Origin of the sequence: Leptospira broomii serovar Hurstbridge str. 5399 (assembly GCF_000243715.2) — a bacterium.
In the GTDB taxonomy this organism is placed as follows: domain Bacteria; phylum Spirochaetota; class Leptospiria; order Leptospirales; family Leptospiraceae; genus Leptospira_B; species Leptospira_B broomii.
This window is the reverse complement of the sequence record NZ_AHMO02000008.1, coordinates 1,879,693-1,899,417: the sequence shown is the minus strand read 5'-3', so window position 1 is coordinate 1,899,417 and position 19,725 is coordinate 1,879,693. Positions and strand designations below refer to the sequence as shown.

General features: G+C 43.6%; 15 protein-coding genes and 3 tRNA genes. 11 read left to right on the top strand and 7 right to left on the bottom strand.

What is annotated here, in order from left to right; translation table 11 throughout:
* Positions 1-6 precede the first annotated feature (6 nt).
* The 5 genes from LEP1GSC050_RS14415 to LEP1GSC050_RS14395 all read left to right on the top strand — a co-directional run bounded on the left by LEP1GSC050_RS14415 (position 7) and on the right by LEP1GSC050_RS14395 (position 2,630).
* Positions 7-723 (top strand): tetratricopeptide repeat protein, encoded by a 717-nt coding sequence (locus tag LEP1GSC050_RS14415; RefSeq protein WP_010571914.1) that lies wholly within the window; start codon positions 7-9, stop codon positions 721-723.
* 35 nt (positions 724-758) lie between these two features.
* A tRNA-Pro gene (locus tag LEP1GSC050_RS14410) sits at positions 759-830 on the top strand.
* A 16-nt stretch (positions 831-846) separates the two neighbouring features.
* Positions 847-920 (top strand) — tRNA-Arg (locus LEP1GSC050_RS14405).
* 6 nt (positions 921-926) lie between these two features.
* Positions 927-1,002: transfer RNA gene (locus tag LEP1GSC050_RS14400), tRNA-His, on the top strand.
* 1,208 nt (positions 1,003-2,210) lie between these two features.
* A complete protein-coding gene (locus LEP1GSC050_RS14395) occupies positions 2,211-2,630 on the top strand; it encodes a DUF1801 domain-containing protein (RefSeq protein WP_010571913.1) in 420 nt (139 codons plus the stop codon).
* Between the two features lie 170 nt (positions 2,631-2,800).
* Here LEP1GSC050_RS14395 and LEP1GSC050_RS14390 read toward each other — a convergent pair whose 3' ends face one another.
* The 3 genes from LEP1GSC050_RS14390 to LEP1GSC050_RS14375 form a co-directional block, all read right to left on the bottom strand.
* Positions 2,801-4,042, bottom strand: a complete 1,242-nt coding sequence (locus tag LEP1GSC050_RS14390) for an LA_0442/LA_0875 N-terminal domain-containing protein (RefSeq protein WP_010571912.1) — start codon at positions 4,040-4,042, stop codon at positions 2,801-2,803.
* Between the two features lie 183 nt (positions 4,043-4,225).
* A complete protein-coding gene (locus tag LEP1GSC050_RS14380) occupies positions 4,226-5,278 on the bottom strand; it encodes a hypothetical protein (RefSeq protein ID WP_010571910.1) in 1,053 nt (350 codons plus the stop codon).
* A 621-nt stretch (positions 5,279-5,899) separates the two neighbouring features.
* Positions 5,900-6,487, bottom strand: a complete 588-nt coding sequence (locus LEP1GSC050_RS14375) for a hypothetical protein (protein WP_040911734.1) — start codon at positions 6,485-6,487, stop codon at positions 5,900-5,902.
* Between the two features lie 178 nt (positions 6,488-6,665).
* On the opposite strand from LEP1GSC050_RS14375, the gene LEP1GSC050_RS14370 reads away from it, so the two are divergent.
* Positions 6,666-7,577 (top strand): TIGR01777 family oxidoreductase, encoded by a 912-nt coding sequence (locus LEP1GSC050_RS14370; protein ID WP_020987567.1) that lies wholly within the window; start codon positions 6,666-6,668, stop codon positions 7,575-7,577.
* A gap of 71 nt (positions 7,578-7,648) precedes the next feature.
* A complete protein-coding gene (gene trxA / locus LEP1GSC050_RS14365; RefSeq protein ID WP_039935376.1) occupies positions 7,649-7,966 on the top strand; it encodes a thioredoxin in 318 nt (105 codons plus the stop codon).
* 112 nt (positions 7,967-8,078) lie between these two features.
* Here the strand turns inward: trxA and LEP1GSC050_RS14360 are convergent, their stop codons facing one another.
* From LEP1GSC050_RS14360 to metG, 4 genes are all read right to left on the bottom strand, one after another.
* The gene (locus LEP1GSC050_RS14360) at positions 8,079-9,806 is read right to left on the bottom strand and encodes an acyl-CoA dehydrogenase family protein (protein WP_010571906.1); all 1,728 of its coding nucleotides are present in this window, start codon (positions 9,804-9,806) and stop codon (positions 8,079-8,081) included.
* Between the two features lie 233 nt (positions 9,807-10,039).
* Positions 10,040-11,761 carry a glycoside hydrolase family 13 protein gene (locus LEP1GSC050_RS14355; RefSeq protein WP_010571905.1) on the bottom strand — a complete coding sequence of 574 codons (1,722 nt, stop codon included), beginning with the start codon at positions 11,759-11,761 and terminating at the stop codon, positions 10,040-10,042.
* Between the two features lie 2 nt (positions 11,762-11,763).
* Positions 11,764-14,403 (bottom strand): [protein-PII] uridylyltransferase family protein, encoded by a 2,640-nt coding sequence (locus LEP1GSC050_RS14350; protein WP_010571904.1) that lies wholly within the window; start codon positions 14,401-14,403, stop codon positions 11,764-11,766.
* 5 nt (positions 14,404-14,408) lie between these two features.
* Positions 14,409-16,448 (bottom strand): methionine--tRNA ligase, encoded by a 2,040-nt coding sequence (gene metG / locus LEP1GSC050_RS14345; protein ID WP_010571903.1) that lies wholly within the window; start codon positions 16,446-16,448, stop codon positions 14,409-14,411.
* A 115-nt stretch (positions 16,449-16,563) separates the two neighbouring features.
* Between metG and LEP1GSC050_RS14340 the strand changes: the two genes are divergently transcribed.
* From LEP1GSC050_RS14340 to LEP1GSC050_RS14325, 4 genes are all read left to right on the top strand, one after another.
* Positions 16,564-17,073, top strand: a complete 510-nt coding sequence (locus tag LEP1GSC050_RS14340) for a tellurite resistance TerB family protein (protein ID WP_020987736.1) — start codon at positions 16,564-16,566, stop codon at positions 17,071-17,073.
* A gap of 22 nt (positions 17,074-17,095) precedes the next feature.
* Positions 17,096-18,034: a hypothetical protein gene (locus LEP1GSC050_RS14335; RefSeq protein WP_010571901.1), complete on the top strand. Its 939-nt coding sequence runs from the start codon at positions 17,096-17,098 to the stop codon at positions 18,032-18,034.
* A gap of 11 nt (positions 18,035-18,045) precedes the next feature.
* Positions 18,046-19,182 carry a helix-turn-helix domain-containing protein gene (locus tag LEP1GSC050_RS14330; protein ID WP_010571900.1) on the top strand — a complete coding sequence of 379 codons (1,137 nt, stop codon included), beginning with the start codon at positions 18,046-18,048 and terminating at the stop codon, positions 19,180-19,182.
* A 68-nt stretch (positions 19,183-19,250) separates the two neighbouring features.
* A complete protein-coding gene (locus LEP1GSC050_RS14325) occupies positions 19,251-19,682 on the top strand; it encodes a DUF4345 family protein (RefSeq protein WP_010571899.1) in 432 nt (143 codons plus the stop codon).
* Positions 19,683-19,725: the final 43 nt, after the last annotated feature.

The window sequence follows — 19,725 nt, the reverse complement described above, 5'->3', positions numbered from 1 at the left end:
CGTCATATGGAAAAGAAGAATGCTCCTCGAAAAATTCCGAATAAAAGAAAGATCTTCACGGAGATCCTAAAGGAAAATTATACGTTCGCGTTGACTCTCATTGATCGGGAACTTTCGGAGCATGGAAAAGATCCTGAACTATTATATAATTTCGCCGTATGTTGCTCTAGAACCGGCAATCACAAGAAGTGCGTTTCCGTTTTGGAAAATCTTCTGGAGGAATTCCCTCGATTCAGTGAAAGAGACAATGCATTCCGGATGATCATATTTTCCTTAATTTCCATCGGAAAGTATAAGGAAGCTCTCGGTAAGACCGAAGAAAGATTAAAGCTCGCAGTCGATGATATTCTTTTGCTTTCGTTAAAAGCATCTGCTCAGGAAAAATCCGGCGATATAAAATCCGCAATCGAAACACATTTAAGAATTCTGCGATTGCGCCCGGATCACAAGAACAGTCTAAATTCGCTCGCATATCTGCTAATTTCGGGAAGAGAGCCAACCCCTGATGAACTTCGGACTGCGACGGAAAGTATAAAACGATTAATCCAGTTAGAACCGGATAATCCAGCTTACTTGGACTCTTTCGGTGTACTTCTGGACAAAACTGGAAAAACCGAGGAGGCCAAAAAGGCCTTTGAAAAGGCCCTGCAAAAAGCTCCCTCGGAAGATATAATTCTCGAACACCTTAAAAAAGTATCTAAAAGCCCTGAACAAGGAGCTTGACACCTCGCCTCCCCACTAAATCATGGACCACGATCCGGGATGTAGCGCAGTGGTAGCGCATCTGTTTTGGGAACAGAGGGTCGCTGGTTCAAATCCAGTCATCCCGAAGCCTTTTGGGATTTTGACTCGATAGCTCAGCTGGATAGAGCAACTGCCTTCTAAGCAGTCGGTCGGGGGTTCGAATCCCTCTCGGGTCACATATGGTGAGCGTAGCTCAGTTGGTAGAGCTCCAGATTGTGGTTCTGGCTGTCGCGGGTTCGAGCCCCGTCGTTCACCCCAAGATTTATTTCAATACAAAAAAATCAACATTACGAAGACTTCAAGGGGCTCGAAGCGAGAACTTGAAAGCAAGCATAGCGACCCTTAGGGAGCGTAAATGCTTGCGACTCCAGCGCAGGATGTGCTGAGGCAAGTTCGAGACGCCGTGGAGCCTAGTTTGCCACGACGGCAAACTGCGTAACGGCGAGCCCCGTCGTTCACCCCAAGATTTACTTTATCACAAAAAAATCAACATAACAAAAGCTGCAAGGGGGCTCGAAGCGAGAACTTGAAAGCAAGCATAGCGCCCCTTAGGGAGCGTAAATGCTTGCGACTCCAGCGCAGGATGTGCTGAGGCAAGTTCGAGACGCCGTGGAGCCTAGTTTGCCACGACGGCAAACTGCGTAACGGCGAGCCCCGTCGTTCACCCCAAGATTTACTTTATCACAAAAAAAATCAACATAACAAAAACTGCAAGGGGCTCGAAGCTTTTGAGCGAAAGCATTTGCAGCGACCTATTTTGCGACCCATAAGGAGCAAAATACCCGGAGGGTGGCTGAACATAGTGAAGCCAAATCTTGAATTCACACCATAAGAAAAAAATCAGAACAAAGATAGGGAACGTAAATGCTTGCGACTCCAGCACAGGAGGATGTGCTGAGGCAAGTTCGAGACGCCGTGGAGCTTATTTGCCACGACGGCAAACTGCGTAACGGCGAGCCCCGTCGTTCACACTGAGTTATACCGAAGCCAATTAAAAATTCGATCAATCTTTCTATGAATTTATCTATCATTCATAAACGAAAGATTCAGGCATTGCGTATAACGAAAGAACAATTCCGAAGTTCGGCGCTTTCGTTGATATTCGGCGCGAGTTTGCGGCAGATGAAGTGACGAAGTCCGATTCGTACAATCGTGATTTTTGAAGGACGCTGATCGAACTTAAAAGAAAGCGGAATTGCTAATCGAGCAAAAGCGCCAGCGATGTGCAGGGCTTTAGTCCAACACCCGATCGAAAGGCAGGTTGTACTAGTCGATCAAGATGTGTTGGATGAGCGTGACTACGCGAACCCGAAGCAGCGCGGTCCCCGCGAAGTGGGGAGGCGCCCAAGATTCTTAATACTTACGAACAAAAGATCGGCAAACCGAAGCTAATTATTTCTTGATTCATTTTTAGGTTGGTCGATCTTCAGGTGCTTCAGAAAATTATACTCGCATGAGGTTTTGTCATGGCCGAATCGAAAACAAAGCCAGGGAATGAAAGTGTTTCGGATTTTCTTAAGAATATAAGGGATGAAAATGTCCGTACGAGTTGCGAGAAGATTTCTGAAATTATGAAACGGGTCACTAAGGAAAAGCCGGTCTTATGGGGAAGCTCGATGATCGGTTTCGGCAAATACCATTATGTATATGAAAGCGGTCGGGAAGGTGATATGTTTCTTGTCGGGTTTTCTCCCAGAAAAAGTAATATCACGATCTATATCATGCCTGGGCTCGAGGAGTATAACGACCTATTAAGCAAACTTGGAAAATTCAAAACGGGAAAAGGTTGCTTGTACCTAAAGTCGATCCAAGACGTGAGCATTCCTGTTTTGGAAGAGCTAATAAATAAGTCCTTCCACCAAATGAGAGAAAAATACCCTAAATAAGAAGCCGATCAGCTTTTGATAGTCTACTGCGTGCTAATCCATATTGCGTCCGAGCGTCTGAATACTTTCCTCTTACCCGATTCTTTTTCTGTTATTCCTATAACCGTCTTAACGATTCTTAATAATGTTATTTTAGAATAATATAATTTACTCCGAACAATCGTCTTAAATCAATTAGTACGGATCGTGATTCCGGTATAATATCCCCGAATTTCATCGTTGTGACTGGATCCGAATTCGATATTGTTCAAATTGTTCTGAAACATCACGCTATATGGAATCGCGATCGAATAGCCGTGAACTCTAGTAAAGGTGGAAAACGTTCGATTATAACCGAAGGACAGATAAACGTTACCCGATATTCGGATTGAAAGCCCGATATCGTACTCGTAACCTACGAACCGCGCTCTTACTCCGTCCGGGCCGTAAGCTTTTACGTAAGAAGGAGGAAATAGGGTAATCGCCTCCGCTTCAAAGATCTGCTTGCCTTCCGAATGAAAATATTTTCCTTTAACGTCGATTCGAAGCCTATCCCAGATATCGAAACGGGTTAGAATTTCGGCTTGAGGACCGTACGTCCGGTTTTCAACGTTTGTGTATGCAAGCCCGACCTGCGTAGACTGTTTCGTATCGATAGCTCGAAGTCCACCTCCCGCTCCTACCGTCCACCATGAAGTCGGGTTCCAGAATTTAAAGACATCCGCTTGATAGTCCGTTCTCGTCAAAACAGGAAAATTTAAGTGGGTAGGAATAATGAGGGGGGAAATCGGATATAGATACGTATATGCGTTGTACGTGGAATCCGTAAGAACTATTTGATAATAGGACAGATCGAAACCGATTTTATAATTATTGTTCCAATACATAAAACCGAAAACAGGAAGAACTTTCTCCCTGGAACTTAGATCCGATAAACCGACATTATAGTTGGTCGTATTCTTTATATAATCATATTCTTGCGGATTGTACGTATAGTCCGCTCTTCGAACCGTGAATTCCATAGTGTGATTCGATTTCTCTTGGACTTGTTTTTGGTTTATATCCCCTTTCTTCCGCTCTGCGTCCAACTTTTGCTTTAAATCCGCAATTTCACGATCCTTTAAAGCTATTTCGTCGATCGTGTTAGGCTCGGTTGGAATTTCTTGATTAGCGGAAAGTTTTCTTTCCTCTTCTATGATTTTATCCGCTTCCTTTCTGCTTATTTTATTATATAAAACTTTCAGAATCGAGCTTTTCTCTATTACTTTCTCGCCTTGTCTCGTCTTCAAGGTCAAACTCTTCGCATCTTGACCTTTCACGTTCCCCGTAAGCATTGTGCCATCTCTCAAAAGGATCGTCTCGGCGGATAAAGAATACAAATTAAGGATCAGAATTAAAAATGGGAAAAGTAAAATGTTTGATTTTAGATTCATATCGTTTTGGTAAAGTTAGACGGGAAAAAATTACGCCGACCGACTTCCTTATTTCCGCTATCGAGAAAAATTCGGGATGCCCGGAATTAGAGTTTAAAATCGGCGATTTGACGCGCGTACATAAAGCAATCGAGCCCGTAGGTTCACGAACTCGATCGCATCAATAAAGAGAAAAGTGAACCTTTAGTTCATGCTACAACCTTGAAGAGTGATCGTTCCGGATTCGTTTTTGTCGGAACCGTTCGGAGTTGTTGCCGTATAGTTATATGTTGCGGTGCCCCCGCTAAATGTTACCGTTCCTGAACCCGAGCGAGTTCCACTCACCGCGATTGCAATCGAACCGCTTGTAGGTAGGCAATTTTTATACGAAAATACCACGCTAGTGTAAGTTAACGTAGCCGTAAAATTCGCTAGGTTATGTTTGATACTTTGTACCCCGGAATTAATCGTACGGGTTCCTCCGCCCTGACTAAAGGTAACACTAAGAGGTGTTGGAGTAGTGACCGTATGTGAAAAGATCTGTTTTCCGAATACGGTTGCAAGACGAGTTATATTTGTATTGATCGTATATGCAGTGGCGCTAGTAAAAGTAAGTACATGCGCGACGTTTACGTTGGTATTCACGACTCCCATTCCAAGAGTATTCGTCACAGCGGATTGAGTCATGGAAGCGCCTATGCTAGGATCGGAAATCGTCAAAGAAGAGGCCACATTCAAAACGGTTCCGTTTTGTGTCGGAGGACTTGCCATGGCTAAACCGCTCCAGTCGTTTTCCAAAGTTCCGTTGAGTTGCAACCCTGGACCGAAGGCACAGCTCGTATATGTCCAAATCACGTTTACGGTTGCTGCAGTCGTTAGATCGGCTCCCTGCGGCGCTCTCACAGCCGTTCCACCCTTAGGACAATTTAGTGTGAACGTTGTCGCCTCAAGCGGACTCGAAATCAATTTTGTAGGATCGAATTCTTGAAACGAGATCAAAGCGTTTTCAAAGTAGGAACGATGCGGAATCGGATAATAAAAAGCTACTCCCGAGCCGGAACTGTCCGTATTTCCTGAATTGGCGTTCGAAATTGCATTCATTCCGGAACCGACCGTGTTTCCTACCTGATTTTGGTCCGCAATGGCAGCCAAGAGAAGTCCGGCGTTGCCGCTACTAGAGTTGGATTTATGACACGCTATAAAACCGAGTCCCAGTGCGATCGGAACCAAAACTAAGCCCATCAAAGTTCGTTTCATTTTATTAATTCCTCGATTCGTAAATTTAGATAACAGCTAATATTAAGCGACTTTATCGTAAGTGGGACGCATAAATTTTATAAAATAAAAAAAAATTTCGATCGGACATAAATTTCCGACTCTAAAATCCGAAATTTAGGAATTCTAAATCAAATATTTATTTCCTGGAATCGCATTCTTTCGAAACCTCCATGCCGATCTCGCAGGAAATCTCCGACATAATTTGCTTTAAAAAGTCCATTTTATGATTTTCGCATAAAATTCGGACTATTAAAGCCAAACTCTTTTCTATCGATCGAACTCAAAAGATAGATTGAAATTTATTGATGCTCCTTCCTTGGAGGAAGTCCGTGAAGTCAGAATTATTAAAACGGAGATAGAATAAAATCCCGGATTCGCGACAATTATGAAAATGTCCGGGCGAAAACGGGAAGAACGCGAGCAAATATTCGGACGGCGCGTATTTCATTAGGAGAAAGTAATTCGTCGCGCGAGGGATGTGAAGGACGCAAAGCGGCCCCGAGCCGAAGGCGAGGGCCGGAGCGAAGCGTAGTCCGTAGCAGCCCGACCCTTTTAACTAGAATGTTCTCGAAGAGTCGAATGCGGGGCGCGCCCAACCTACTATTCTAAAATTTGAATTTCCTTTAAACAGGCATCCGGCCCCATTCCTTGAAATGTTCCTTCGACGGACCAGATAATAATTCCTTTCGGATAATCTTTTGCAGGCACGGGGTAGAATTTTTTAGTCAGAGGAAAACGAATTTCTTCCGATTTGCTGAAATCGAGAGTTTGAGAAACATAGATAATATCATCCGGCAGACGGGATTCCTTATCTACGTTGATCGCTTCCCGTAAAAATATTTTAAACTTTAACTTCGGAGCTTTCTTGGAGCAAGCCCTTACGATAATTTCCTTCCAATGCGAAGGACTATAAATTCCGTTCCGTAATCTATGAGAAAGTCTAAGTTCCGCATCGAAGTCCATAGCGCGGGAAGAAGGTCGCAGTTTTTTCCACTCAGTGGAATCCTTGCCGTCCACTAAATGGAACGCTTGAGAAGAGCGATCCTCCAAATAAGAATCGGTGAAATCAAAACGTAAAAAAGGAGGTTCGTTTTTGTATTCTTCGATCTTATGTTCGGTCGTCGAAAATAGATAGAAGTTTGCGAGAAGTATGGCGGAAGGAAAGGCGAACGCGATTATTTTTGGCAAAGATTTAAGTCTCATTCCGGATCTCTAAGTTCAAAGTATGCGAAGATTCCACTAAGAGCAAGAAGGATTTCCTTTGTTCTTGTCGGATAGAAACGGATGTCAAATTATGCTCCACAACGTCTCTGGAAAAAAGTTTTTTAATTTTTCCCGAGATACGATCTAAGGACGGAACAAACCTATGCTTATCGGTATTTCCGGCGGGACCGGACTCATCGGATCTTTGCTTGCACTTCGACTTCGGGCAGAAGGATATCAAGTGCGTCTTTTTAGTCGTAGCGGAAAACTTCCCTATCGATTGCAAAGGACTTCCGAATGGGACATTCGTATCGGCCCTCTTCCGACCCGAATCGATTTGGAAGGAGTCGACATCCTGATTAATTTAGCGGGCGAACCGATCGCAGGAAATCGTTGGACCGAAGAGTACAGGGAAAAAATTCGAACCTCGCGAATCGATTATACTAGAGATCTGGTTTCAGTTCTATCTTCGTTAGGCGAATCGGGGCCGAAAGCTTTATTTAATGCGTCCGCAATCGGCATTTACGGTTCCTTTGAATCGTCTACTCCTCCTTTCGACGAATCGACTCCCGCAGCACAAGACGAACTAAGCAATCTCTGCCAAGCCTGGGAAAAGGAAGCTTTGGAGGCGGAAAAAAAAGGAATCCGTACTGTACTTTTAAGAACCGGAGTCGTGCTTTCGACGGAAGGTGGAGCTTTGGCGGCCATGCTTCCCGCATTCCGTCTTTTTGCAGGAGGTCCCATCGGATCCGGAAACCAAATTCTTTCCTGGATTCATATAGAAGACCTACTCTCTATCGTATTATTTCTGCTAAAAAGACCGGAAACTACCGGCCCTTTTAATTTGGTTTCTCCCGAACCGATATCGAACGAACAATTTAGTAAGGTATTAGGTAGAACGCTAAATCGTCCTTCCTTTACCCGTATTCCTTCCTTCGCTCTCAAACTTGCTTTCGGAGACGGAGCGCAAGTAGCAACCCACGGGCAAAGAGTGATTCCCAAACGTTTGCTGGAATTAGGTTATAAGTTTAGATACCCTAATTTAGAAGGAGCTTTACGAAGTTTATTGGGATGAATTTCGATTTTTAGTCTCGGATAAAATCGAAAAATCGATTTCCAGTTAGAACCCTTCTAAGTCTAACAAATATGGAAAACACTTTACCAGGCTCATTCGAAGAACTTCTCAAAACCCATGATAAGCCCATATTGGTAGACTTTTGGGCAACCTGGTGCGGTCCGTGTAAGATGGTCGCGCCGGAATTGGAGAAATTTGCCCAATCCCACAAAGGGAAAGTTACCGTCGTAAAAGTCGACATCGACGAACAACCCGATATCGCTCAAAAATACGGAATCTTATCCGTTCCGACCTTAATGCTTTTCAAAGCCGGTCAAATTTCGGAAAAAGTAGTGGGAGCAATTCCTCAGGCTCAGATGGAAAAAGTCTTCGGACCGAAGCTTGCATAAGTCCGCTCCGTTCGATTGCAAACTTAAACGATCTGCCGTAGATTCTACGTTTTAGAGGCCCCGTTCCCATTGAAGAGAGGAACGGAGTCTCTAAATTTTCTAATATTGAAATTCACCACTCGACGATCCTAGCTATTTCATCCGATCCTAAGCGAAATTTTTCAAAATCTCCTTTAGCTTCCGGAAGAGTTCTAAATAGATAACCTGCAAATCCTTTTGCAAACGAATCGAATAATGAATTCTTAATTCCGGCGGCTCGATCGTGAACAGCCTGCTCCAAAAATTCCGAAAGCGCAAGAGCTCCAAATGCAAGATCGGATAGATCGAGTCTATACGTTTCCTTCCATTCTCTCGGTTTTTCCTCCAGGTTCTTCACCCATTTGGACAACAAATCTTCACCGAACTTCGCTAACTCTTGGAGTTCGGAAACGGCTTTTGCAGCAGTAAAATTCTTTCCGACTTCCGCCACGAAGGAATCACGTATTTTGGCGCGATTCATCGCTCCTAACGCGTGATCGGTAATGATGAGGTGGGTTCCTTCCCAAGTTTCGTTGATAATACAATCGTTATGAAGTCTCGGAAGACAAGTATAGTCGCCGATTATTCCGGAACCTCCCAAGGCCATGATTGCCCTGTGCGTGATCTGAGAAGAAAGGGAAGAGGATTTATATTTCATCAAAGGAGTGGAAAGTTGTTCGGCAAGAATTCCTTTCGAACCCCAATCGATCCCTCGATAAATCAAAAAAACCACGGCCGCGTATAAGGTCCGAAGTTCCGCTAGCTCCCTCGAATAAGCCGAAAATTCTTTGATCTTCTTTCCGTAAGCGGTTCTGAATCTGGAATATTCCAAAGCTTCCATGAAGGCCCTTCTGGACATTCCGGCGGCCGCGATCGACACATGGACTCTAGAAGTTCGGATAACGTAACGGATTAAGTTTGCTATCCCGTGAGCCGGACGACCCAAAGTTTCCGCCTCGACGTCTTCATATACGATCTCGACGGTCAACTTACCCTTGGAGCCGATGATATCCTTTTTCCGCAGAATATGATGGCCGTTTAACTCTCCGTTGTCTTTAATTCTAGGAACTAAAAATAAGCCGATGGTTTCAGTCCCTTCCAACTTGGCTGTCGTTACCCAGAGATCTCCCGGATTGGAACAGAACCATTTTTCTCCGTTTAAAATCCACTTTCCATTTTCTCCCTTGCGGGCAATCGTTCGATTGGCGGCAACATTGCTTCCTCCGACTCGCTCGGTGACGTATTGCCCTGCCATAAAATGGGAGGACGACCCCTTACCCGCCACCAAAGGAAGATACTTTTTCTTTTGCTCTTCGGTTCCTATCGCTTTCAAAACGTTAATCATACCGTCCGTCATTGCGAGGGGACAGGTCATCCCGCCTTCTCCGTTTTGATTGGCTAAATATGCCAAGGAGGACCGATGTAAATCCGTAAACGGAAACTTCCATTCATCATGAAAATCTAAATTTACAATTCCGTAATCATAGGATATTTTCCGGGAAAGTTTTTGTTCGGGAGAATAAACGACCAAATCGATACGATTTCCGGCGCGATCGAATTTTACGATTTCCCCGTATTTGCCCTCTTTATGAGAAGCCTCCGTAAGTTCGTCTAAAGTTCCGCCGACGAGTTCGCCGTAGCCGCGCAAATGGTCGATCATGGCCTTTTTGTGAGCGGGATCGTAACCTACGGAGTAGCGTTCAATGACCCGCTGTAATACTTTATCGAGATCGTAAAAGTTTTTCCCTCGATTTCCTTTGTAAGAAGACACATCATAAGGTGCGAGTCCGGGGTTTTCCGCAAGACGAAGTGGATAGTCCATGTTGATTTCCAAACAATCGAAATATTTCTAACTCCTATCTTACGACGAGAACCCGTATATGCACTCTTTTTTTAAGGATTAGGCGCAAGACATTATACTATCATGAACGACGTTAGATAAGAAACTAACGGATCGAGAATCCCGATCCTAAACGAAATCGGCTTTTGAAAGGATCTAATTTACAAAAAATTGAGCTACCGACAAATCTAAATAATTTCGACGGAAAGCTTCGCTTAATACTCGAGCACTAAGCCTTCGTAAGGAGCTATGGCAAACACTACCGGTATCTCCATTTTTTCAGGTTTACGATGCGTGGAGATAAGAACGTGAGCCGTACGATTTGCATTAGCGACGATCTTTTTAGGTTCGTTCTCGAAATTAAGGATTACTAAACATTTCTTCTTTTCGTATTCCCGCGTATATTGTAAAACGCCGGGTGGGGAATCGTAATCCAAGGAAAGACTTCCTTTTCGTAATACTTCATTTCCTTTACGCAGCCATATTAGCTTTCTATAAAAGTTCAAAAGGCTTTCAATGTTTCTAGATTGAGTTTCTACGTTAATCGTTTCGTACTGGGAAAAAACCGGCAACCACGGGTCGGCAATACCGAATCCGGCGTTTTTATCGGAGGACCAGCACATCGGTAGTCTACAATTATCTCGACTCGGATAAAAAGGCCAATAACGTTTTCCGACCGGATCTTGGATTCTATCCTTGGGAACTCTTTCGTCCTTCATCCCGAGCTCCTCTCCGTAATATAAAAACGGAGTTCCGCGTAACGTTAAGAGCATTAGCGCGGCGATTTTCGCTCGAAAGATCGTTTCGGATCCCTTGGAATATCTTGTGATATGTCGTCGAAAATCATGATTACTTAAAGTATAATTAGGCCAACCCCTATCGCGCAGACACTTTTCCCATTCCTTAATCACGTCCCTAAACCTTTCCGCTTTCCAGGGAGTATGAAAGAACGCGAAGTTGAACGCCATGTGCAACTCGTCGCCCTTGTCTCCGTAATAGGAAGCCGGCAGTACGCTAGTCCCGGGAGGTTCCATCATCACTTCGCCCACGGACATTCTATCTCCGTAAGAATTCAACAACTTGCGCAGATCCTTTAGGATACCGTGCATCTCGGGTCGGTCCCGGTCGTAAAGATGATCCTGCTGATCAAACGGTCTCGCAATCCATCTCTTACGAGGATTACTTCGAAACTCGGAATCTTTAACAAAGAGATTTACAACATCTAGTCGAAAACCGTCTACGCCGAGATCCAACCAATTCTTGACCATTCCAAAAATCGCTTTCTTGACTTCCGGATTTCGCCAATTCAAATCGGGTTGTTCGGTTAAAAAGGAATGATAATAGTATTGCCCGGTTTCAGGGTCGAAAGCCCATGCCTTACCGCCGAAAGTTCCCATCCAATTATTGGGAGGACCTCCTTTAACGGGGTCTTTCCATATATACCAATCTCGTTTCGGATTATTCTTGGATGACCTAGATTCGATAAACCAAGGGTGAAGATGCGATGTGTGATTCGCAACAAGATCCATGATGATTCGGATCTTTCTCTTATGCGCTTCCTTTAAAAGACGTTTGAATGTTTCCAGGTCCCCGAAAATCGGATCTATATTATCGTAGTCCGAGATATCATATCCGAAATCGTACATGGGAGAGGGATAAATCGGAGACAACCAAATGGCATCGATTCCCAACGAATTCGGAGTCCCGTCGTTTAAATAATCTAACTTTTGGATGATTCCTTCTAGGTCTCCGACACCGTCTCCGTTCGCATCTCGGAAACTTCTAGGATATATTTGATAAATGACCGCGTTCTTCCACCAATCCGGATCCGTTTTCTTTGCGCGGGGTGTTTTCTTGCCTTTTTTTGGCGTACTCGGGTTTTCCATTTTTCTAATAGAAATCGTAGAAGAACTGCGGGCCGAATCCATACGGACCATTTTTAAAACACGAGTTCCCCTGTCACTCTTTCCGTTGCCTGAATTCCCAAGATCCGAGCCTCTAATGAGGAAAGAAATTCCGCGTCCTTTACTTGCTCCCCGTTTTGAGTCTGAAGATAAAACGAGTCGTACGCATAGTCTGCGGAGGTGGAAACCCGTAAATATGACACTTTCAATCCGAATTCAAACACTTTTCGTAATATTCTATAAACTAAACCGACCATATCCGGCATCCGCACTTCCATAATCGTAACGTCCGATAAATCCTCGTTGGAAAAGCGGACCGAGCGATTGACGATGCTTTCAGGAATGGCCTTACGAGGATTCCATTCCGTCGGCTCGAAGGCAATACTGTCTCGTTGCAATTTTCCCGTCGCCATTAAACGAAGCTTACCTTCCATTCTGGAAATTTTTTCCGGCGAAATATTTCCACTGCCCTGGGAATCCGTTATCTGCAAAATATGAATTTGAAATTCGCTAGAAGTATAACTTTGCATTCCGACCAAACTTAATCCTTCCGAAGACACTGAACAACATAAATCTAATAGAATCTCGGGTAGTTCGCGACTAACTACCTCCACTGAAACGAAAGCGGGGTCTCTTTCGGATTCGAATAAAAGTTTTTCCGTCGATTCCTGACTTAAGGTCGCGATCGTCTTAAAATGTTTCAGTATCTTACGATTCGAAACCGTCTTCAGATAACTATGCGGAATAACCGAATAAGCGAAGGAAGCAACGCTTCTGGAAATTCCAGGATCCTGCCCTTCCTTTTCCGTCAGATACGCCACTAAATCTTTCGAAAGCACGATCCTTTCGGCTTCCTCTTGAATTTCTTCCTGAGGCACTCCCTTGGCTTTTAAGTAAGACATCGTATTCCGAAAAAGGTCGCTTAGAATCGCCTTTTTCCAATTTGTAAGAACGTTACTCCCTACCGATTTCGTGTCGATGATGGTGAGAATATAAAGAAGCCTGAGTCTTTCCGGCGTACCTACCGTTCTTGCAAAACTTCGGATTAATGAGGGATCGGAAATATCTCTCTTGGAAGAAAGTTCCGACATGGAGATATGTTTTTCGACTAAGAATCTGCAAAGATCCGTATCTTCTTCCGAAAGACCGAGCCGGTCCCCTACCGATACCGCCAATTCCGCTCCGTATTCGGAATGATCCCCTTCTTTGACCTTACCGGCATCGTGAAGAAGAATAGCTAGGGATAGAATTTCGGTCTTTATGCATTCCTTATATACTTGGAGAATTTCGGAATCTTCAAACTCACCGCGGTCAAGACAATCCAGTTCATGCAGGATCAATAGAGTATGTTCATCAACCGTATACTCGTGATGATAGCTGAACAGGGCAAAGTTGGTACAGGCTCCGAACTCGGGAACTAGCGCTCCAAGAACTTGGCATTCGTGCATCAGCTTAAGCACTCTACCTCTGTCCTTAGGAAGCCTAAGGATCTTCAAAAATTCAGCATTCACTTCCGCCGAATATCTAAAATCGTCGTCCAAAAAAGGAGAAGCGAACCTAATTTCGTTTAACAAAGTTCCGGAAACGAGTAGCCCCGTTTCTTGAATCATTCGAAACGTAAGTATGACATCCTCGTATAAAGTATGCGGATCGGCGAATAGATTTCGTTCTCCTTCCATAGGTGGAAATACAGCATTGCGTACCTTGGAAAATGAAAGTCCTTCATACGCAATCGATTCTGCTCGGCCCGGTTTTCTTCGTTCGATTACGAAATCAAGATAACTACGCATTACGAAAAAGACGTTCTTTTGGTGCCCGTACAGTTCGTTCATGAACTTTTCCACGGTTTGCAAATTTTCTTTTTTTCCAAAACCTAAATATTCGGCCACTTCGGGTTGCAGATTTAAATCCAATCTATCGTGTTTACGACCCGTTACGACATGCAATGCGATCCTAGTTCGAAGTAAAAAATCGTAAGCTTCCTCTAAAAGTTGCGCCTCTCCTCTTTGAAAAACCGGAAGCAAGGCAAGGGCCCCCAAAGAAGGAATCGGATTCAGAGACTTCTCATGCCAATAAACGCATTGAATATCCCGCAAACCGCATATATCCGTTTTCAAATTCGGTTCGGACAAAAGGATCGGCTTGTCCTCGCGCAAGAACCGGTCCGAAAGCTGAAGTTCTTTGGCCTCGTTATAAGCTTCGATATATTTCGAGGGAAGTTTTTCTAAAAACTCTAATCGGTATTTTTGATAGATCTCCCTTGAGCCGATCAAAAAGCGGCTGTCCAAAATGGCGTGAAAACTGGACATGTCATCCAAATATCGAAACGATTCTTTGATAGTCCGACAGATATGTCCGACTTCCTTACCGGAGTTATAAAGATAAGTATTTATCGACGAGATGATTTCGGATAGCTTAGTCTCCGAAATTCCATTATGAAGATATAATATATCTACGTCGGAATGGGGGGAAATCTCCATCCTTCCGTATCCACCTAATGCAACCAAGGCGATCTTTTCACCGCGGCCCAGAATGCCGACTGCCTTCTCAAATTTGCTTCGTAAAAACGAATCGATTATGAAAGTGAGCTGTCTGGAAACTAGCTTACCCGAAACGGACCTGCTTTTTTCCAAAAGTCTCTGGAAACTATATGTAATGTCTAATTCTAAGGGCATAATCCCTATTTAAGTCGGTCGCCCGGCTTTGCATCTCTATGCGGGACAAAGAGCGTCAAACTATCCCCTTCGCCGGCTGCAAGTAACATCGCTTCGGAAAGACCGAACTTCATTTTTCTCGGTTTTAGATTAGCGACGGCTACAACCTTTAGACCTTTTAAAGTCTCCGGTTGGTACGAGGCTTTAATTCCGGCAAAGACGTTCTTATGCCCGATCGGTCCTAGATCCAATTTAACCTGAACCAGCTTGTCCGCACCTTCTACGGGTCCTGCTTCCGTGATTAATCCGACTCTAAGATCGATTTTTCCCAACTCTTCGATCGAAATTTCGGAGAGATTCGCGATGCCATCCGTTTTAGGACTCGTCGTATTCGGAGATGAAGTCGTTTCGACGGCGAGAGTTTTATTTTCTTCTATCATAACCTGAATTGCCTTCTCTTCCACTCGCTTTGTTATCATTTCGTAGGGAGCGATCTTGATTTCTTCCCGATCCGAATACAAATCCGCAAAGGAGGGAGGATCGTTTAATCCTAAAAGTTTATGTACTTTGACGGATATCTTCGGAATAACCGGAAACAAATATATGGCAAGAATTCGAGCCGCATTCAACCCGACAGTCACAGTCTCTCTGGCTTTTTCCGGATCTTCTTTGATCTGGGCCCAAGGTGCGAGATCATTAACGTATTTATTTGCGATGTCTCCCAATCTGGAACATTCTCGCATCACTCTGCCGTAATTTCTAGTCTCATACCAGTCCCGGATTTTTTCGTTCGATGAACGTAGTTCTTCCAGAAGTTTTTTACCGTCGGGAGAAAGTTTGCCCAATCTTCTATCTAATTTATCTAATATAGAAGTCGAAACCCGCGACACTAGGTTTACGAAGTTCCCGACCAAATCGGAATTAACCTTAGCCGTATAATCGTCGAAAGAAAGATCGAGATCGTCCATACCTGGACCGAGCTTCCCCGCCAAATAAAAACGAAGATGCTCCGGATCTAAATGTTTTAAATAATCTTCGGCTCGAATAAATGTCCCTCTAGACTTGGACATTTTTTCTCCGTTAACGGTGATAAAGCCATGAACATGAACGAGAGAGGGAGATCGATATCCTCCACCTTCTAATGTGGCAGGCCAAAAGAGAGTATGAAAGTAAAGTATATCCTTACCGATAAAATGAGCTATTTCCGATTCTTCGTCCTTCCAAAAAGAATCGAACTTACTCCGATCTCCTTTGAAAAAATTTAAACTAGATGCCATGTATCCGATCGGAGCGTCTAGCCAGACGTAGAAATACTTCTCGGTTTCTCCGGGGATTTGAAATCCGAAATACGGTCCATCGCGGGAGATATCCCAATCTTGAAGGCCGGTCTCGAACCATTCCTTCAATTTTTTCCGAACGCCTTCCGCTACGTGCGCCCCCTGTTCCACCCAGTTCGATAGATACTCCGAAAAATCCCCGAGCTTGAAGAATATATGTTTTGAATTTCGGGTAACTGGAGGAGTTCCACAAAGGGAACAATGGGAATCCTTTAAATCTTTAGGAGAATACGTGGCCCCGCAGACTTCGCAACTATCTCCATACTGATCCGTCGACCCGCAATTCGGACAAGTTCCCTTAATAAAGCGATCCGGTAGAAACATTTTATCATGATCGCAATATGCCTGCTCGATTTCCCGTTCTGCGATATGCCCCTTCGCCTTTAAGGTAAGGTAAATTTCTTCCGAAAGAGCGCGATTTTCTTCGGAATTTGTAGTATAATAATTATCGTAATCGACTAAAAAGCCGTTTAGGTCGCGATAGTGTTCCTTACGAACACGATCGATCAGTTGTTCCGGAGCGATGCCTTCTTTTCTCGCAGCGAGCATGATTGGAGTTCCATGCGTGTCGTCCGCGCAAAAGAAATAACATTCGTTTCCGTTCGCTTTCTGGAAGCGGACATAAACGTCCGTTTGGACAGCTTCCAAAACATGGCCCAAATGAATAGGCCCGTTCGCGTAAGGTAGGGCGGAAGTAACAAGTATCCGGCGTTTCCTATCAGTTCTCACGTAGTCAAGATGCGAAAAATTCCCGCAAAAGCAACATGGATTTTCATTGCAAATCGTCCGCGTACAGTAAAATACTTCGGAAATACGCAAAGTGTTTGGAGAAGGAAGGCAAAAAATGGAGAGGGTTTCATCCTTAGCGAGTAAGGTTCTGCCTGGCCACGAATTTTACGAAAAATTTCAGAAAGGCCTCGATCCGGAATCGGAAATTTTCCAGTTAAAGATGAACTATGCCAAGGTATTGGTTAGCCTCTGGTCTTATGCTTGTCATGCCGACGGAAACTTTCATAAGAGAGAAGGAAATTTAGTCGGGCAGATGGTCAAAGCGATGTTCGACAAAGATTGTATCTTCGACTCTCATCAAGATAGCAAGGACGAAATCGTAGAAGAATTGTCCGAAGTTTTTGAATCTCCTCTCCCGATCAAAATGATTAAGGATTTTTCGGAAGGAAATCCGGTCTTAGCCGCGAACTTTTACGAGGATGCGGTTTGTATCATCGCGACCGACGGATCCTTTACGGATAGAGAAAAAGAATTCTTAAACGATCTCGCTAAGGAATTAGAGATATCGCAGATGGATAAAAAAAATATCGATAATAAATACTCGGATACGAGCGATAAAGACTAAGTAAAAGTCTCGCCCGACTTTAATGTCCTCATATTTTATCGTTCTACTCTTTGTTTATTTCGGTATTCAAGTTCTTCTTTCCGGTCCCGTTCTTCAATTAATCGTAAATATTATTTCTTTCCGACTCTTTAAATTCGGATGGCTTACTCCCGGTATTATGCTGCCTGGCCTCTGGGTTTGGGCGAGAAGTTTTACGATATATTTTCCGGGAGAATTAGGAACGGATATCGTTCATGCTAAAGGTAGTTTTCTCAAATTTCGAATCTCCCTCGCAAGGCTTCTTAAAGGAAAATTAATACTCCTTGGTGTGAATATTCGCTCCTTTCATATGGATTACACCAATCGTGTCGATTCGCGCAAAAAAACGCCTTACCTCCCCGGACGCGGTCGAATTCAAATTAAGTTCGAAAAAGTAATTCACTCAAGTATCGATATAGAAGATCGAACCTTAACCCCGATTTTCAATATACAGATTCGCGATATAAAAATCGAAAACGGGTTGTTAGACGTCGGCTCTCCGCTAGAAATTCTTTTTCGGAGCAAAATGGGAAGCTGTCGTTTAGGACGAGAAGGAATGTTACGGATAGGAACGTTACGCAACGGCGATAGAGGATACTTAAACCTTTCCGGGATTACATGGGGGGAACTCGCAGGGTTAGAAATCATCCCGCTGCCTCTTTTTAAAAAACAAGTTCATTTATCCGTCGAATTTAGGCACATTGACGAGAATCATACGGACTTTGAAGGAACACTCGTGCATTCGAGCGTTTCTCCCGAGGAATATTCGGAAAGTTATCCTTTCCGATTCGGAATAGATTGGACGGAATTCAACTTGCCATTCGACATCGCATTAAGAAAATTAATTATGGAATTATTCCTGCAAACCAAACTAGAAAACCTAATGGCTCGTACTTTGCAAACGATTGCAAAAGGGATACGTTTGTTTTTAGGAAAAGAATAAAGATTTTGTAAATGACTCTACTCGTCTGGCTTGAAAACGGCTTCATTCTCTTCGGCGGTTTTTTAGCCGTTCTATTATCAGTTAATGAAATGCTTTCCCGTTCCAAGGAAGCGTACCGTTTTTTCTTTTCCTCCACTTTACTGTCCGTTGCTTGTATTCAATTGCTAAGCGCATTCGGACTGAAAACCGCTACGGATAGCTCCGGTAGTCCATTTCTTTTTGCTAATATTCATCTTCCTTTTCTTTTTCTTCCGGCGCCGTTTGCCTACTTGACTATAAAAACGATTTCTGACGAGCACTTCTCGATTAAAAGATATGGAATATTGATCGGTTTTACCGTCTTTACTGTAGGTTTATTCTTTGCCGTTTATAATTTGCCCATTCTCGGGCTGGAAAGATCGTCTCTTTATGCCGCCGAGGTATTTGATGATAAAACTATCCCGCGGACATGGACTTCGCAGCTACCGTATTTTTTTGCCGGGATTTATTCCTTGATATTTGCGGCGAAAATATTTAGAGTTCTAGGCCAAAGTCAAGACTTTCGCGTAAAGGTCCTACTCGGAATTTTCCTACTAGATACGTTCGCAGTTTCTATCTTAGTGATATTAGGTTCGATTTTCGGGACTTTCTTTTTTAGATCGGCCCTGCTTGCAATTTCCTTCGTGCTATGTCTGATTTTTTTCGTCAGAAGCAAATACCCGAATATTTCCGAAAATATAAGTAAAGAATTGGCCAAAGTCAGATACGCGAGGTCTCGACTTGAGGGAATGGATTCCGACTCGTTGATCGAGAGATTAAACGAATTATTAGAAACTGAAAAAATATATAAGAATGATAATTTATCGCTGGCCGGAATCGCTAAGGAACTTTCCCTTACGCCGCACCAGTTGTCAGAATTAATCAACCAAAAACTGAACCTCGGTTTTTTCTCCCTGATCAATCGGTATAGAGTCGAAGAGGCCAAACGACTATTGATTTGGACGGATAAGACGGTTTTGGAAATTACGTACGAAGTAGGTTTCAACAATCGGTCCTCTTTTAACGAATCGTTTTTAAAATTCACCGGAGCTACTCCGATTACTTATAGAAGAAAAAATAAAATGTCGGAAATTATAACTACCGACAAAAAAAATCGAAAGACTTTATAACCTCCGTCGACTCGGACCTTAGATTCGAATATAATCCGCTTTATCTATCATCCAGATAAGGAAGGAATATGAAAACGCATACTCTTGAACTCGAAAATTCCGAAAACGAACCTCGTTTGAAATTACTTACGCTGATCTCTAAAGTATACTTGCTTTTAAATTTAGCGGTTTTCTTCGCTTTTGCGGTCGGTTTCTTTATCGCACCGACTATGTTGGCGGACCAGATAGGATTTTCGATACACTCAACCGCCGCACTTGCCGATTTCCGTGCGATGTATGGCGGTCTTTGCTTGGGAATAGGTATCCTGATACTACTCGGAATACTCCAGACAAAAACGCGAATCGCGGCGATTCAGATTTCCGTTCTGACCGCGGGAGGACTTCTTCTCGGCAGATTGATTACTTTGATTCTCGACGGTCCGGGCAACGAATACATATATATTAGTATGTTAACCGAAGTCTTCGGGATCGCATTAGGATTCTTCCTTTTGCGAAAGTGATCCGCAAAACATTCGGACGATTAACCGTCGTCCGAATTTAGGA

Bases quoted from the DNA above. Each gene is read 5' to 3' on its own strand.
- LEP1GSC050_RS14415 (WP_010571914.1), top strand. From the start codon at position 7: ATGGAAAAGAAGAATGCTCCTCGAAAAATTCCGAATAAAAGAAAGATC.
- LEP1GSC050_RS14395 (WP_010571913.1), top strand. From the start codon at position 2,211: ATGGCCGAATCGAAAACAAAGCCAGGGAATGAAAGTGTTTCGGATTTT.
- LEP1GSC050_RS14390 (WP_010571912.1), bottom strand. From the start codon at position 4,042: ATGAATCTAAAATCAAACATTTTACTTTTCCCATTTTTAATTCTGATC.
- LEP1GSC050_RS14380 (WP_010571910.1), bottom strand. From the start codon at position 5,278: ATGAAACGAACTTTGATGGGCTTAGTTTTGGTTCCGATCGCACTGGGA.
- LEP1GSC050_RS14370 (WP_020987567.1), top strand. From the start codon at position 6,666: ATGCTTATCGGTATTTCCGGCGGGACCGGACTCATCGGATCTTTGCTT.
- trxA (WP_039935376.1), top strand. From the start codon at position 7,649: ATGGAAAACACTTTACCAGGCTCATTCGAAGAACTTCTCAAAACCCAT.
- LEP1GSC050_RS14360 (WP_010571906.1), bottom strand. From the start codon at position 9,806: ATGGACTATCCACTTCGTCTTGCGGAAAACCCCGGACTCGCACCTTAT.
- LEP1GSC050_RS14355 (WP_010571905.1), bottom strand. From the start codon at position 11,761: ATGGTCCGTATGGATTCGGCCCGCAGTTCTTCTACGATTTCTATTAGA.
- LEP1GSC050_RS14350 (WP_010571904.1), bottom strand. From the start codon at position 14,403: ATGCCCTTAGAATTAGACATTACATATAGTTTCCAGAGACTTTTGGAA.
- LEP1GSC050_RS14340 (WP_020987736.1), top strand. From the start codon at position 16,564: ATGGAGAGGGTTTCATCCTTAGCGAGTAAGGTTCTGCCTGGCCACGAA.
- LEP1GSC050_RS14335 (WP_010571901.1), top strand. From the start codon at position 17,096: ATGTCCTCATATTTTATCGTTCTACTCTTTGTTTATTTCGGTATTCAA.
- LEP1GSC050_RS14330 (WP_010571900.1), top strand. From the start codon at position 18,046: ATGACTCTACTCGTCTGGCTTGAAAACGGCTTCATTCTCTTCGGCGGT.
- LEP1GSC050_RS14325 (WP_010571899.1), top strand. From the start codon at position 19,251: ATGAAAACGCATACTCTTGAACTCGAAAATTCCGAAAACGAACCTCGT.